Origin of the sequence: Stenotrophomonas maltophilia, assembly GCF_004920835.1 — a bacterium.
In the GTDB taxonomy this organism is placed as follows: Bacteria; Pseudomonadota; Gammaproteobacteria; order Xanthomonadales; family Xanthomonadaceae; genus Stenotrophomonas; species Stenotrophomonas maltophilia_AQ.
Map to the genome: position 1 here is coordinate 19,612 of NZ_QFHO01000032.1, position 14,297 is coordinate 33,908.

The following is a 14,297-nucleotide window of genomic DNA, read 5'->3' on the forward strand; positions in this document are numbered from 1 at the left end:
GGGCATGGCCCGGCGCTACCGCCGCGCCCTGGCAGATGCCAACCTTGGTTGGCGCTTCGGGAAAAGGCTGCCAACCAAGGTCGGCATCTACCGGTTTCGCCGCGCCCTGGTAGTCGCCAACCTTGGTTGGCGGTTTCCGGTTACGGCATCCAGCCCAGCAACTGCTGCAACCGCTGGTGCGGGTCATCCATCTGCAGCAGCTGCAGGCGCTGCTGCTCGCTCAGCGGCAGCAGTTCGGCCAGCCGCCAGCCGACCCAGCTGGCCTGGTCCAGCAGTGCCGGGCTGGCGGGCGCATAGGTCTCGCCCGCCTGCTCGATGATGTGCCCCAGCACCGTGGCCAGCAGCGCATGCTGCGGCTTCAGTTCGTCGTCGGGATCTTCCTCGCACCAATGCACATCGGCCACCACCAGGCCGTTGTCGCGCACGCGGGTGCGCTCGACATGGAAGCGGCGGGTGCCGCGCAGGCGCAGCTGCAGCACGCCGTCGGCGCCGACATCGAAGTCTTCGATGCGTACCTGCACGCCATACGCCGCAGGCGTCGCCGGTGCCCCCACTTCCTGGCCATCGAGGATCAGGCAGACACCAAAGCCCTCGCCGCTTCGGCCGCTGTCGCGGACCAGATCCAGGTAGCGGCGCTCGAACACACGCAGGCCCACCGCTGCACCCGGCACCAGCGTGGTGTGCAGCGGAAACAGCGGCAGCGAATCGTCGGCGCTCATCGGGCCTGCAGGGCGGCGAGGAAGCGACGCGGCGCGCCGTCGAAGCCACCGTTGGACATGAACACCACGTGGTCACCGCTGCGCACGCTGGACTGCAGCTGCGCCAGCAGTGCGTCGGTATCCGGCACCGCATGCGCTTCACCACGCACGGCGGCGATCACTGCCGCCGCGTCCCACGCGAGCTCAGGACGATGCAGGAACACCACTTCATCGGCAAGCGCCAGCGACGGGGCCAGCGCATGCGCATGCGCGCCCAGCCGCATCGAGTTGCTGCGTGGCTCCATCGCGACCACGATGCGCGCATCGCCGACCTTGGCACGCAGGCCTTCCAGCGTGGTGGCGATCGCAGTCGGGTGATGGGCGAAATCATCGTAGACGGTGATGCCATCGTGGCTGCCGATCACTTCCATGCGGCGCTTGACGCTGCGGAAGTGCGCCAGCGCCGGAATCACCTCGGCCGGGACCACGCCCACCGCATGCGCGGCAGCCAGTGCGGCCAGGCCGTTGAGCACGTTGTGGCGGCCCAGCAATGACCACTGCACATCACCCAGTGCCTGCCCGCGATGGTGCACGCGGAACGCGCTGCCATCGGCGGCCAGCAGTTCGGCGTGCCATTCCAGCGAGGGATCGAAACCAAAACGCTCCACCGGGGTCCAGCAGCCCATGGCCAGTACTTCGGCCAGGTGCTGGTCCTCGCCGTTGACGATCAAGCGGCCGCGAGCCGGCACCGTGCGCACCAGGTGGTGGAACTGGCGCTGGATCGCCGCCACGTCCGGAAAGATGTCGGCGTGGTCGTATTCGAGGTTGTTGAGAATGGCCACCAGCGGCCGGTAGTGCACGAACTTGCTGCGCTTGTCGAAGAAGGCGGTGTCGTATTCATCGGCCTCGACCACGAACTCGCGGCCCTGGCCCAGCCGGGCCGAAACGCCGAAGTCCTCGGCCACGCCGCCGATCAGGAAACCCGGCGAGCGGCCGGCGCTTTCCAGCAGCCAGGTGAGGATGGTGGTGGTGGTGGTCTTGCCGTGGGTGCCGGCGACGGCCAGGGTATCGCGCCCTGGCAGGACCTGCTCGGACAGCCACTGCGCCCCGGAAATGTAGCGCTGGCCGGCATCAAGCACGGCCTCCACGGCCGCGTTGCCGCGCGACAGCGCGTTGCCGATCACCACCTGGCCGGTGCCGGCCGGCACGCTGTCGGCGCGGTAGCCCTGGTCCAGGGTGATGCCCAGCTGCTCGAGCTGGGTCGACATCGGCGGGTAGATGGCCTGGTCACTGCCGCTGACCGTATGGCCCAGTTCCCGCGCCAGGGCGGCCACGCCGCCCATGAAGGTGCCGGCGATTGCAAGGATATGTACGCTGCTCATGACCGAGGATTGTGACTGATGACGGCTGTATAGGGCCAATGTCCGACCGGGGGTAAGACAAGTCCTACACAGGATGTGAGAAAACTCCAATCTTCTGTCAGGGAAATCCCGATAGCGATGTTCTGTGAACCCGGACACAATTCGAACTGCCAGCCGCAGTACCCGAACCGGTCCTACTCCCCAAGAGGCCATCCCCAAGGGAGCTCATGCTGCGGGGCCCTGAGCAAGCCCTCTGCTGGCGCCTATCAAACGACACAGGCCTGATCCTCGCGGACCAGGCCTGTGTTTTTTTGCGCCCGGGGGCCGGCAAGGTGCCGGCCCGGCCGGTTCAACCCTTGATCGCCGCCAGGATGCGGGCTTCGATCTCGTCCAGCTCACCGACGCCGTCGACGCGGGCCAGGGTGCCACGGGCAGCGTAGAAGTCGACCACCGGGGCGGTCTGGTCGTTGTAGACCTGCAGGCGCTGACGCACCGCTTCCGGACTGTCATCGGCGCGGCCCTGCTCCTTGGCACGACCGGCGATGCGGTCGACCAGCAGCTCGGTGGCCACGTCCAGCTGCACCACCGCGTCCAGCGGCTGGCCGATCTTGGCCAGCAGGCCGTCCATCGCATTGGCCTGGGCCACATTGCGCGGGTAGCCATCCAGGATGAAGCCCTTGGCGACATCGGCCTGGGTCAGGCGCGACTCCAGCATGCCCAGCAGGATGTCGTCCGAGACCAGGTTGCCGGCGTCCATCACCGCCTTGGCCTGCTTGCCCAGCTCGGAGCCGGCAGCGATTTCCGCGCGCAGCATGTCACCGGTCGAAATGTGGGCGATACCCAGCTTTTCCTTCAGGCGCGTCGCCTGTGTCCCCTTGCCCGAACCGGGCGGTCCCAACAGAACCAATCGCATTGACCTGACTCCAACGTGTTGAAAATTAAGAAGGTTCGCGTCCCGGACGGTCCGGTATCGCTGCACCGCAATAGCGCCACTTTACCGCATACGGGTAATGTCCCTGCAATGTCCCCTCCCCCGAGCAGGTAGAAGCATGCGCAACGGTACTCTCCTTTATGCCCAGTCCGGCGGTGTCACCGCGGTCATCAATGCCACTGCCGCAGCGGTGATCGAGCAGGCCCGGGCCAAGGGCATCAAGGTCCTGGCCGCCCGCAACGGCATCCTCGGCGCCCTGCGCGAGGAGCTGATCGACACCAGCAAGGAGAGCGCCGCGGCCATCCGCGCGCTGGCCCATACCCCGGGCGGCGCCTTCGGCTCATGCCGGGTCAAGCTGAAATCGCTGGACGCCGACCGCGCCCGCTACGACCGCCTGCTGGAGGTGCTGCGCGCACACGACGTGCGCTGGTTCCTCTACAACGGTGGCAACGACTCGGCCGATACCGCGCTGAAGGTCTCGCAGCTGGCCAAGGCCTCTGGCTACGACCTGACCTGCATCGGTGTGCCCAAGACCATCGACAACGACCTGGCGGTGACCGACACCTGCCCCGGCTTCGGCTCAGCGGCCAAGTACACCGCCGTGTCGGTGCGCGAAGCGGCGCTGGACGTGGCGGCGATGGCCGAGACCTCCACCCGCGTCTTCATCTACGAGGCAATGGGCCGCCACGCTGGCTGGCTGGCTGCGGCCGCTGGCCTGGCCGGCAACGGCGATGACGAAGCACCGCACATCATCCTGCTGCCCGAACGCGCCTATGACGAGGCGGTGTTCCTGGCCAAGGTCAAGGCCGTGGTCGACCGCGTCGGCTACTGCGTGGTGGTGGCCTCGGAAGGCATCGCTACCGCCGATGGCCGCTTCGTCGCCGACGCCGGTGGCGGCAAGGATTCGTTCGGGCACTCGCAGCTGGGCGGCGTGGCCGCGCATCTGGCTGGCCGGGTCAAGGACCAATTGGGCCTGAAGGTGCATTGGGCGCTGCCCGATTACCTGCAGCGCTCGGCCCGCCACCTGGCCAGCAAGACCGACTGGGAGCAAGCGCAGGCAGTGGGCAAGGCCGCGGTGCAGCTGGCACTGAAGGGCCAGAACGGTGTGATGCCGGTGATCGTGCGCAGCAGTGATGCGCCGTATCGCTGGAAGATCGAAGCGGCGCCGTTGTCGAAGATCGCCAACCATGAAAAGAAGATACCCGCCGGCTTCATCCGCCGCGATGGCTTCGGTATCACCGCCAAGGCACGCGCCTACCTGTCGCCGCTGATCAAGGGCGAAGCGCCGCTGCCGTATGGCACCGATGGCCTGCCGAAATACGTGGCGCTGAAAAACGTGGCGGTGAAGCAGAAGCTGCCGGCCTTCGAGGGCTGAGTCGAAAAAGGGGACGGAGGGGATTAAGTCGCATCTGCCCCTCCGTCATCTCCAACAGCGTCAGCAGTGGGCCGGATACGACTTAATCCCCTCCGTCCCCTTTTTATGGAGGCCTGCCATGGCATTGCGTGTTGTTCGACTGGGTACACCGCGTGCGCCCGGTGAGGGCTCCGCATCGGCACGGTGCGACGGCCGCCACGTGGCGTGCCGCGCAGTGAGTTCGCCCGGCAGGACTGGTACGACGTGTGGTTCCCGACCCTGTCGCCCAGCGCGGAACTGGTGAAGCAGGCGCATGAGGCGAAGACGGAGGCCGACTGGGATGCGTTCTTCCGCCACTACAAGGCCGAGATGAAGGCACCCGATGCGGCGCACGCGCTGGACCTGCTGGCCGCGATGTCGCAGCACAGCGACATCAGCGTGGGCTGCTACTGCGAGGACGAGGCGCATTGCCATCGCACGGCGCTGCGCGAGCTACTGGTGGCGCGCGGGGCGACGCTGGCGGAGTGATGATTGCAGGGTTGCCGGCCAGCGGCCGGCACTACCCGTGGATGACCGCGTGGGTACACCGCCCACGCAATTTCAATTGCAGGCCTTGCCCTCCATCTGCAGCTGCGCGGCGAACATCGTCACCTGCGGGATCTTGCCGGCAGCGGCCTGCTTCTTCGCCTCTTCCAGATAGATGCGCGACTGGCCCTGCCCATCCAATGCCTGGGTGCTGTTCACCGGCAGGCGCCACACCCGCACTACCGCCTGCTGCGCCGGGCATGCGGCATTGGGTACGCGGATCACATCATTGAGCTTCCAGCCCTTGTCCGCGCTCGGCTGCGCCTTGGCGTAGTCGACGAACCGTGCGCGCGGCTGGCACTGCTCGCTGGTCCGCACCGGCGCGAAGCGATATGGCTCGGCAGCCTGGCCGGTGAATGCACCTTCCAGGCGCGCGCAGGCCTCGGGGATCTGCCGCAGTGTGTGCACCGCGCCCACCACCTGTGCCGCACCGACGGCACGCTGCAGTTCGGGGGTTTCGGCAGCCAGCGCGGGCATCGCCGGGGCCAGGACGGCAAGCATCAACAGGGACAGGCGCATGCGGGATCTCCTTCAGGACTGTGCGCAGGCTTGCAGAGGGAGGCTTAACGGGGTGCAAAGGCTCGTGGGTTCATGAATCAGTCCACGTCCCGGCGGCGGGTTCCCCGCGCATGGCGATGCGTTCGTCGTGATGGCGGCCGCGGGCCATGAGGCGCGGCCCGGCGCTACCATCCCGGGGCCGGTGCACGCATACTGCGGGCACCAGGGAATGCTGAACACCGCCATACGTCGGACGACCACCAAGGTCGGTACGGGTTGGTTCCAGGCTGCAGCCCGTCGTCCCCCTCGTGGTGCCGTTCATCGCCACTGGATGCTTGTCCATCCATTCTGCGGAGGGGTCTAATGCTGGAACGTCATGGGCTGTCATTGGCGCTGGGCTGCGCCATTCTCGCGATCCTGTACGGAATCGTCTCGGCGCGCTGGATCCTGCGCCAACCCACCGGCAATGAGCGCATGATCGCGATCGCCAACGCGATCCAGGAAGGCGCACGCGCTTACCTCAACCGCCAATACCTGACCATCGGCATCGCCGGCGTGGTGCTGTTCGTGCTGGTCGGCATCTTCCTCAGCTGGTACACCGCAATCGGCTTCGCGGTCGGTGCGGTGCTGTCCGGTGCAGCCGGCTATATCGGCATGAACGTCTCGGTGCGTGCCAACGTGCGCACTGCCGAGGCCGCACGACACGGCATCAGCGCGGCGATGGACGTCGCCTTCCGCGGCGGTGCGATCACCGGCATGCTGGTAGTCGGGCTGGGCCTGCTGGGCGTGGCCGGCTATTACGCGCTGCTGCTGCGCATGGGCCTGCAGATGGACCAGGCGCTGCATGCTCTGGTCGGGCTGGCGTTCGGCTCGTCGCTGATCTCGATCTTCGCGCGCCTGGGTGGCGGCATCTTCACCAAGGGCGCGGACGTCGGCGCCGACCTGGTCGGCAAGGTCGAAGCCGGGATTCCCGAGGATGACCCGCGCAACCCGGCGGTGATCGCCGACAACGTTGGTGACAACGTCGGCGACTGCGCTGGCATGGCAGCGGACCTGTTCGAAACCTATGCGGTCACCGTCATCGCCACCATGCTGCTGGGCAGCCTGATGCTGGCCGAAGCCGGTGCCAATGCCGTGCTGTATCCGCTGGTGCTGGGCGGCGTATCGATCATCGCCTCGATCATCGGTGCGCTGTTCGTCAAGGTGAAGCCGGGCGGTTCCATCATGGGCGCGCTGTACAAGGGCGTGATCGTGTCCGGCGTGCTGGCGGCCATCGCGTTCTACCCGATCACCACCGGGCTGATGGCCGACAACGTACACGGCCCCATCGCGCTGTATGGCTGCGCGCTGATCGGCCTGGTCCTGACCGGGCTGATCGTGTGGATCACCGAGTACTACACCGGCACCCAGTACAAGCCGGTGCAGCACGTGGCACAGGCATCGACCACCGGCCACGGCACCAACATCATCGCCGGCCTCGGCATCTCGATGAAGTCCACCGCGCTGCCGGTAATCGCGGTGTGCGCGGCCATCTGGGGTGCGTTCGCGCTGGGTGGCCTGTACGGCATCGCCATCGCTGCCACTGCAATGCTGTCGATGGCCGGCATGATCGTCGCCCTCGATGCTTACGGGCCAATCACCGACAACGCCGGTGGCATCGCCGAGATGGCCGAGCTGCCCTCGGAAATCCGCGACATCACCGATCCGCTGGATGCAGTGGGCAACACCACCAAGGCGGTGACCAAGGGCTATGCCATCGGCTCGGCGGCACTGGCCGCGCTGGTGCTTTTCGCCGACTACACCCACAACCTGCAGGCAGCCAATCCCGGCCAGGAGTTCCGCTTCGACCTCAGCGATCACACGGTGATCATCGGCCTGCTGATCGGCGGTCTGATTCCCTATCTGTTCGGTGCGATGGCGATGGAAGCCGTTGGGCGCGCCGCCGGCGCGGTGGTGGAGGAAGTGCGGCGCCAGTTCCGCGAGATCCCCGGCATCATGCAGGGTACTGCCAAGCCGCAGTACGACCGTGCGGTGGACATGCTGACCCGCTCGGCGATCCGCGAAATGATTGTGCCCTCGCTGTTGCCCGTCGCGGTACCGGTGGTGGTCGGCCTGCTGCTGGGGCCACGTGCGCTGGGCGGGTTGCTGATCGGCACGATCGTGACCGGCCTGTTCGTGGCCATTTCGATGACCACCGGCGGTGGTGCCTGGGACAATGCCAAGAAGTACATCGAGGATGGCCACTTCGGCGGCAAGGGCAGCGAAGCGCACAAGGCCGCGGTGACCGGCGATACCGTGGGTGACCCGTACAAGGACACCGCCGGCCCGGCGATCAACCCGCTGATCAAGATCATCAACATCGTGGCGCTGCTGCTGGTGCCGCTGCTGTAAGGCCCCCTGTAGAGCCGAGCCCATGCTCGGCTCAACGGGCTCGCGGGATCGGAGAACAGCCGAGCATCGGATCGGCTCTACAAGGTCACCGCCCGCGCAGGAAGAACGACACCGGCACCATCACTTCCACCGGGTCGCCGGCCACTTCGGCCGGAGGCACCGGCAACGGGCTGGCGCGCCGCACGGTGTCCAGCGTCTCCTGGTCGAGCAGTTCGAAGCCACTGCTGCGGCCCAGCTTCAGGCTGGAAACCGTGCCATCGCGGGCCACTGCGAAGCGCACATAGACCACGCCCTGCTGGCGCAGCCGCTCGGCCTGGCGCGGATAGCGCCGGTGCTTCTGCAGATGCCCTAGCAGGCGCCCTTCCCAGGTTGCCTCGGCGCGACTGCGTTCGCCGGCCGTGGTCTGCGGTGCGGTGTAGCGTGCGGCCGCGTCGGCCGCCACCTGCGGCGGTGCGCTGGTCTGCGCGACGTTGGCGTCAGCGCTGTCCGGCGACGGCGTCGGCTCCGGTGTACGCGCCGGTGGCAGGTCGCCCTGCGGCTGCACCGGCGCCTTCGGCAGCTCACGCAGGGCCGGTTTCGGCACCTGCCGCTGCTGTTGCTGCTGCAGTGGCCCGGTGGCGACCTCGCGCGGCGGCACCGGCGGTGCCTGTGCCATCGGCGCCAGTTCCAGCATCAGCGCGGCAGGTGGGGCCGTCGCAGCCAGCACCGGTGCGCGCGCCGCCCACCAGCAGGCCGCGCCGATCAACAGCGCATGCACCAGCAGCACGATCGCCAGGCTGGTCGCCCAGCGCCGCAGTCCACTCATCGCGTGCCCTGCTCCAGGCCGACCAGCGCCACCTTCAGGTAACCCGCCGCACGCAATGCATCCAGCGTCGCCATCAGTTCGCCGTAGGGCACACGGGTATCGGCGCGCAGGAAGATGCGCTGCTCGGTGTCACTGTGAGTGGCCACCTGCAATGCAGCCGCCAGCCCGTCGCGCGCGACGGCCTGTTCGCCAACGCGCAGCGACAGATCAGCCTGCACGGTCACATACACCGGCGCCTGTTCCAGCGGCGTGGCACTGGCGCTGCTGGCCGGCAGCTGCACCGGAACCGATACGGTGGCCAGCGGTGCAGCCACCATGAAAATGATCAGCAGCACCAGCATCACGTCGATGAAGGGCGTGACGTTGATCTCGTGCGCTTCTTCCGGCGCGTCGTCACGGTCGGACGCGGTCCTGATCGCCATCGTCGCGCCTCAGTGCACGGCACGCAGCGGCGCCGCTGCGTTACGCGGAACGGCACGATCGAGGTCACGCGACACCAGCTGCTGCACCGCCGCCGACAGATCGCCGAGCAGGCCACGCAGGCCGGCCAGCACGCGGCTGAAATGGTTGTAGACCAGTACTGCGGGAATCGCTGCGACCAGGCCCAGCGCGGTCGCCAGCAAGGCCTCGGCAATACCGGGTGCAACCACCGCCAGGTTGGTGGTGTTGCTGTGCGCGATGCCGATGAAACTGTTCATGATGCCCCACACCGTGCCGAACAGGCCGACGAACGGCGCCACCGCGCCGATGCTGGCCAGCACGCCGATGCCGCGTCGCTGCATGCGCGCGGTCTCCAGTTCGATGCGGTCCAGGCGCGAGGCAATGCGTTCCTTGATGCCGTCGCGACTATCCAGTTCCTGCGACAGGCGCAATTCGGTGCGCGCTGCGTCCAGCATGGCGAATGCGGTGCCCTGTTGAACACTGGCGTCGGCGCTCTCGCCGGGCAGGCTCGGCGCCTGCAGCAACAGCGCGAGCGCCGCCCGCAGCTGCCGTGCCTGGCGGGCCAGCTCCCAGCCCTTGGCCAACAGGACGGTCCAGGTGGCCAGCGATGCCAGCGCGAGCGCGATCATCACTGTCTTCACCACCACGTCGGCGGCCAGATACATGCCCCAGGGCGTCAGTGCAGGGGCAGCCACGGGGGCCAGGTCAGCAGGCAGCATCGTCTCGTTTTCCATCAGCATCAGGGGTCGCTGCACGGCGGCGGGCCGTGCGCGGATCATTGGCGTCGTCCACTTCCACGACCGGATTGGGCTCCAGCCGCGGTGCCGGGCGGCTGAGCACGTAGCCGGCGCTGACCGCGAAGAACAGGCCCACGCCCAGCAGCAGCCGCCACGACGGGTGCGCGCCCCAGCAGAACAGGGCGAACCCCACTGCCATGCCGGCGCTGGCAAACGCCTTGCCCTTGCGCGATACCGCACCCTGCTCGCGCCACAGACGCAGCGACGGGCCATAACGCGGATGCGCCAGCAGGCGCTGCTCGAACTTCGGTGAACTGCGTGCGAAGCAGCCCACTGCCAGGATCAGGAAGATGGTGGTCGGCATCACCGGCAGCAGCGCGCCGATCACCCCGAGCCCGACCATCACCCAGCCCAGCGCGAACCAGAGCCAGCGCATCAGCCGTGCGCCTGCACGCAGAAGGTGTCCATCAGGCGAATTCCACTTCAACGTGGCCGTGCACGCTGCGGAAGGCGGCGTCCGCCGCATCGATCACCTGCTGCTCCTGCTCGGCGCTCAGCGGCACCGCATCCAGCGCAGCGGTGAACTCACGCCAGTGGCGCGCCGCGCCATCCGGGTGCGCGGCCAGGTGACGGGCACCAAAATCGCGGTCCAGGCCGAGCTTGGCAGCCATCTTGTACAGCACGGTGCCGCCCAGGTTGGAGCCCTCGGCCACATACAGCCACCCCAATGCAGCGGGCAGCTCCAGATCGGACGGCAACGCCGCGATGTCGGCCCCCGGCAGGGTCTGCTCCAGGTCCTGCAGATCGCGTGCCACCTGTGTAAGGCGGCGGCGCTCACCGAGGTCGGGCAGCAGTGCGTCCAGCGCGGGGTTGGCATACAGCGCATCGATGCTGCGGTGGAAGCGGTACTGCACGCGCAGGAAACGGGCAAAGTTGCCGCGGTCAGCGAAGATGTCGCCGGCCATGATGCGTTTGTCCAACGCGCCGTGGCTGTCGCGGGTGGCGGCCTTGAGCCGCAGGCTGCGGCTGTCTTCAGGGGCGATGTGTGCGTTCATGGGGGAATGCCAAGGGGGTCGTCCTGCTGTAGACGTTCGCCACGGGGCTTTCCCCAAGCCCATGTGCACCGATAATGGGCCAGTCCCTTCTTCCACCCGGAACCGATGATGATCACCACCGAACCGCGCATGACCAACCTGTTCCTGCAGCTGGGCCTGGACGCCAGCGCCGAGGGCATCGCCCGCTTCATCCGCGAGCACCAGCTGGCCACCGATGTGGAGGTGGTCGAGGCGACCTACTGGAACGACGCCCAGCGCCAGTTCCTGTCCGAATCGCTGCAGGCCGACGCGGCGTGGAGCACCGTGGTGGATGAGTTGAACGAGTCGCTGCACGAAGATGCAGTGAAGGCTGCCACCGGGCTGTAAGCAGACGCCGGGCATGGCCCGGCGCGGGCGATTGCACGGCAGAAGCGGTGCGGACCAAGGTCCGCACCCACCGTGGGCGGTTGGGGCGCGATGGGGTCAGAGCCCTTTCCGCAGGAAAGGGATCCGACCCCACCACTCATCCGCGACCGATCAGTACTTCCAGGTCAGCGCCAGCCTCGCGGTACGGCCCGGGGCCGGCATCACGCCCAGCGCCAGCGGATCCAGGTAGTAGCGGTCGGTGACGTTGTCCACGCCCGCTTCCACCGACAGCTGGTCGTTGAAGCTCCAGCTGGCGAACAGGTCGACCAGGGTAGTCGGCCGGTACAGCTGCTGGATCGCCGACAGGCCCACGTTCCAGTCCTTGTCCAGCTTGCTGATCGGGCCGGCGTTGTGGACCACGCGGGTACCGAAGGTCAGGCGTTCGTCGAACAGGCGCGAGCCCAGGGTCAGGTTGACCATGTAGCGCGGCGGGTTCTGGGTGTTGGTATACGAGCCCTCGAAGCCGCCGTCCACGCAGTTGGGCGTATTGGCCAGCTCATCGTTCTTGCGCTGCGCACCATAGGCACGGCGCTCGGCGGCGATGTCCGGTGCGCAGGTCTTGGCCTTGAAGTAGTAGTGCGCGGACAGATCAGCAAACACCTTGCCGCTGTCATAGCTGGACTGGAACTCCATGCCCGAGACCTTGAACTGATCGACGTTGCGGATCAGGCCGGCCGACAGCGTGCGGTAGTCGCGGGTGATCAGATCGTCGATGCGGGTATCGAAGTAGGCCAGCTTCAGCGCCAGGCGGTCGCCGGCGGTGAACAGGTCGTAGCGGATGGTACTGGCACCGATTTCCCAGCTGCGCGCACGCTCCGGCTTCAGCTCGCCGACCGGCTTGGCGGCGGTGAACAGGCCCAGCGTGGTCTCGAACAGGCTCGGCAGCTTGGTGCCTTCGGCGTACTTCACGTAGACCATGGTGTCTTCGCTGAAGCGGTAGGCCACGCTGGCGGTCGGCGAGAACGCGGTGTCACGACGGCGGATCGGTTGCGACCAGGTCCAGCTGACCGGCACCTCCAGGTCCTGCGCCTTGCCGGCGTCGTAGAAGTTCCAGCCACCGATGTCGCCCACCGTACCCTTCTTGTACGGTGAAGCCAGCAGCGATGCCTGGGTGAAGTTGCCGTTGGCATCCGGATACCAGTTCAGCAGCGCGATGCGTTTGGCACGCCACGACGGCAGCGCCGGGTTGCCGTTGAGCAGTTCGGTGTAGCGGTACTGGCCCTGCACCTCATAGGCATCGGGCGTGGCCAAGCGGTTGCGGTCCTGCACGTCCACCCGGTTCCAGCGGCCGCCGGCCAGCAGTTCCCAGTGCTCATCGGGCTGCCACTTCAGCGAGGCCACGGCACTGTATTCCTTGCGCTCGGCGTTGCGCAGGAAACGGTTGTTGATCAGATCGTCGTGCATGACCGGCCCCGAACTACCCGGCGCGATGTCTTCGTCGCTGTAGGACAGGCCGTAGTCGAGGGTGAACGCGCCGGCACGAGTGTCGAACTTCGAGGTATTGCTGGCATCCAGGCCGAAGCGCTTCTGTCGCAGCGGATTGCGGTAGGCATCCTTGTAGCCGGGGTCGCCACTGAAGCTGGGCGCGTCGTACCACTCGGTGCGTCGATCGAAGTACCACGGGGTGATGCCGGTGAGGCTGTTGTACATCACGCTGTCGGTGTCGGTGTAGGCGGCATTGACGCGCAGGTCGATCAGCTCGCTGTCCGGGTTGAAGCGGTAACGCAGGGTGTAGCTGTCCATGTCAACGTGGCCCGGATCCCACTGCGGGATGCGGTCGCGATCCACACGGATGATCTGCGACGCCATGATCTCGCCGGCGGTGCCTTCGTAGCGGCGATAGCCTGCTTCCAGCGTCTGTGCATCGTCGATGCGCCAGGTGCCCTTGAGCAGCGCCGACTTCGAGCGCGCCGAGGTATTGAAGACCTCGGTACGCGGCGGATTCAGCGGTGCCAGCGTGCGCCGGGTCTGCGGGAAATCGTCGTAGCCGTGCTTTCCGGAGAAGTAGTTTCCATTGTCACGGTAGGCATAGGCGGCGACCAGATCGAAACGATCCCAATGACCAGCCGCGGCGACGTTGAAGAACTGGCTGCCGGTGGCACTGCGATCGCTGCGCGGCGCGGCACTGTAGGAAGGCAGGTTGTTGGCACTGGCGTTGGCCAGGCCACCACGCACGCGTACGCCGAAGTCACGGCCTTCGCGCAGCACGTCGCCGATCTTCAGCGTTTCCATCTCGACCACGCCGCCGATGCCACCGGAGGCATTGGCCTGCAGGCTCGGGCCCTTGGTGATGGTCAGGCTGGAGATCAGGTCCGGATCGAGGTAGCTGCGCTGCGACTGGCCTGCGTAGCCTCGGTAGGTGTCCATGCTCGACTGGCCACCGTCGATGATCACCGGCACGCGGCCCTGGCCCTGGATACCACGGATGTTGACGTCGAAACCGTTGCCCACGCGCGGATCACCGGCGGTGACGCCGGCCACGCCCTTGACGATGTCGCCGTTGGAGGTACCGCGGAAGCGCTCCAGATGCGTGCGATTGAGCGTGGTGGTGGAGCCCACGCTGCGGTAGCTGTCGAGCAGCCGCGCCTCATCGCTGGCCGCGCCACTGTCGACGCGGTCGCCGGCCACGCTCAGCGTGTCGGTGACGATCACGCCGCTGTCGGCCTGCGCTGGGGATGCCGCCTCCAGGGTGACCGCATCGGCGCCGACCCGGCGCACCGCCAGGCCACTGCCCTGCAGCAGGCGGGCCAGGGCCTCATCGGAAGACAGGTTGCCACTGACCGCGTGCGAGCTCACGCCCTGGGCCAGCGTAGCCGGATACACCACCTGCACGCCGGACTGGCGCATGTAGCTGCGCAGCGCTTCATCCAGCGGCTGCGCGGGAATGTCGAAACGCTGCATGGCCGCATGGCCGCTGGCGGCGTCCTGCGCCAATACGGACGATGGTGCGGCGCTGGCGAGGCCGGCAGCCAGCAACGCGATGCACAGGCGGGACGGGCGCAGCACGCGGCCCGGGCGATGGGAGTCGAACATGGG

13 protein-coding genes and 1 pseudogene are annotated in these 14,297 nt (G+C 67.2%); 4 read left to right on the forward strand and 10 right to left on the reverse strand.

Annotation, left to right across the window (positions count from 1 at the left end; genetic code table 11):
- Positions 1-140 precede the first annotated feature (140 nt).
- The 3 genes from DI041_RS17935 to DI041_RS17945 form a co-directional block, all read right to left on the reverse strand.
- Complete coding sequence (locus tag DI041_RS17935) at positions 141-719, reverse strand: LON peptidase substrate-binding domain-containing protein (RefSeq protein ID WP_136639597.1); 579 nt, start codon at positions 717-719, stop codon at positions 141-143.
- Complete coding sequence (mpl, locus tag DI041_RS17940) at positions 716-2,080, reverse strand: UDP-N-acetylmuramate:L-alanyl-gamma-D-glutamyl-meso-diaminopimelate ligase (RefSeq protein ID WP_136639596.1); 1,365 nt, start codon at positions 2,078-2,080, stop codon at positions 716-718. The genes DI041_RS17935 and mpl overlap by 4 nt, the downstream gene beginning before the upstream one ends.
- 328 nt (positions 2,081-2,408) lie before the next feature.
- Complete coding sequence (locus DI041_RS17945; RefSeq protein ID WP_012512023.1) at positions 2,409-2,972, reverse strand: adenylate kinase; 564 nt, start codon at positions 2,970-2,972, stop codon at positions 2,409-2,411.
- A gap of 136 nt (positions 2,973-3,108) precedes the next feature.
- On the opposite strand from DI041_RS17945, the gene DI041_RS17950 reads away from it, so the two are divergent.
- Together DI041_RS17950 and DI041_RS17955 are read left to right on the forward strand one after the other, a co-directional pair.
- A complete protein-coding gene (locus DI041_RS17950) occupies positions 3,109-4,365 on the forward strand; it encodes a 6-phosphofructokinase (protein ID WP_136639595.1) in 1,257 nt (418 codons plus the stop codon).
- Between the two features lie 118 nt (positions 4,366-4,483).
- Positions 4,484-4,872: pseudogene (locus tag DI041_RS17955) on the forward strand (DUF488 domain-containing protein).
- Between the two features lie 72 nt (positions 4,873-4,944).
- Here DI041_RS17955 and DI041_RS17960 read toward each other — a convergent pair.
- Positions 4,945-5,448: a hypothetical protein gene (locus DI041_RS17960; RefSeq protein ID WP_136639594.1), complete on the reverse strand. Its 504-nt coding sequence runs from the start codon at positions 5,446-5,448 to the stop codon at positions 4,945-4,947.
- Positions 5,449-5,790: 342 nt separating this feature from the next.
- Between DI041_RS17960 and DI041_RS17965 the strand changes: the two genes are divergently transcribed.
- On the forward strand, positions 5,791-7,818 hold the full coding sequence (locus DI041_RS17965; protein WP_136639593.1) for a sodium-translocating pyrophosphatase: 2,028 nt from the start codon (positions 5,791-5,793) through the stop codon (positions 7,816-7,818).
- An 85-nt stretch (positions 7,819-7,903) separates the two neighbouring features.
- On the opposite strand, the gene DI041_RS17970 is transcribed toward DI041_RS17965, so the two are convergent.
- Genes DI041_RS17970 through DI041_RS17990 form a run of 5 tightly spaced genes read right to left on the reverse strand, consistent with a single transcriptional unit; the run spans position 7,904 to position 10,856 of the window.
- On the reverse strand, positions 7,904-8,623 hold the full coding sequence (locus DI041_RS17970) for an energy transducer TonB (RefSeq protein ID WP_136639592.1): 720 nt from the start codon (positions 8,621-8,623) through the stop codon (positions 7,904-7,906).
- Positions 8,620-9,045 (reverse strand): TonB system transport protein ExbD, encoded by a 426-nt coding sequence (gene exbD / locus DI041_RS17975; protein ID WP_046983035.1) that lies wholly within the window; start codon positions 9,043-9,045, stop codon positions 8,620-8,622. Before exbD ends, DI041_RS17970 begins: the two co-directional genes overlap by 4 nt.
- A 9-nt stretch (positions 9,046-9,054) precedes the next feature.
- Positions 9,055-9,783 (reverse strand): tonB-system energizer ExbB, encoded by a 729-nt coding sequence (exbB, locus tag DI041_RS17980; RefSeq protein ID WP_046983036.1) that lies wholly within the window; start codon positions 9,781-9,783, stop codon positions 9,055-9,057.
- A complete protein-coding gene (locus tag DI041_RS17985; protein WP_136639591.1) occupies positions 9,770-10,237 on the reverse strand; it encodes a YbaN family protein in 468 nt (155 codons plus the stop codon). Before DI041_RS17985 ends, exbB begins: the two co-directional genes overlap by 14 nt.
- A gap of 31 nt (positions 10,238-10,268) precedes the next feature.
- Positions 10,269-10,856, reverse strand: a complete 588-nt coding sequence (locus DI041_RS17990; protein WP_046983038.1) for a biliverdin-producing heme oxygenase — start codon at positions 10,854-10,856, stop codon at positions 10,269-10,271.
- A gap of 108 nt (positions 10,857-10,964) precedes the next feature.
- Between DI041_RS17990 and DI041_RS17995 the strand changes: the two genes are divergently transcribed.
- On the forward strand, positions 10,965-11,222 hold the full coding sequence (locus tag DI041_RS17995; protein WP_136639590.1) for a DUF2789 domain-containing protein: 258 nt from the start codon (positions 10,965-10,967) through the stop codon (positions 11,220-11,222).
- A 150-nt stretch (positions 11,223-11,372) separates the two neighbouring features.
- Here the strand turns inward: DI041_RS17995 and DI041_RS18000 are convergent, their stop codons facing one another.
- Entirely contained in the window at positions 11,373-14,294 is a 2,922-nt protein-coding gene (locus tag DI041_RS18000; RefSeq protein WP_136639589.1) for a TonB-dependent receptor, read from the reverse strand.
- Between the last annotated feature and the right edge of the window lie 3 nt (positions 14,295-14,297).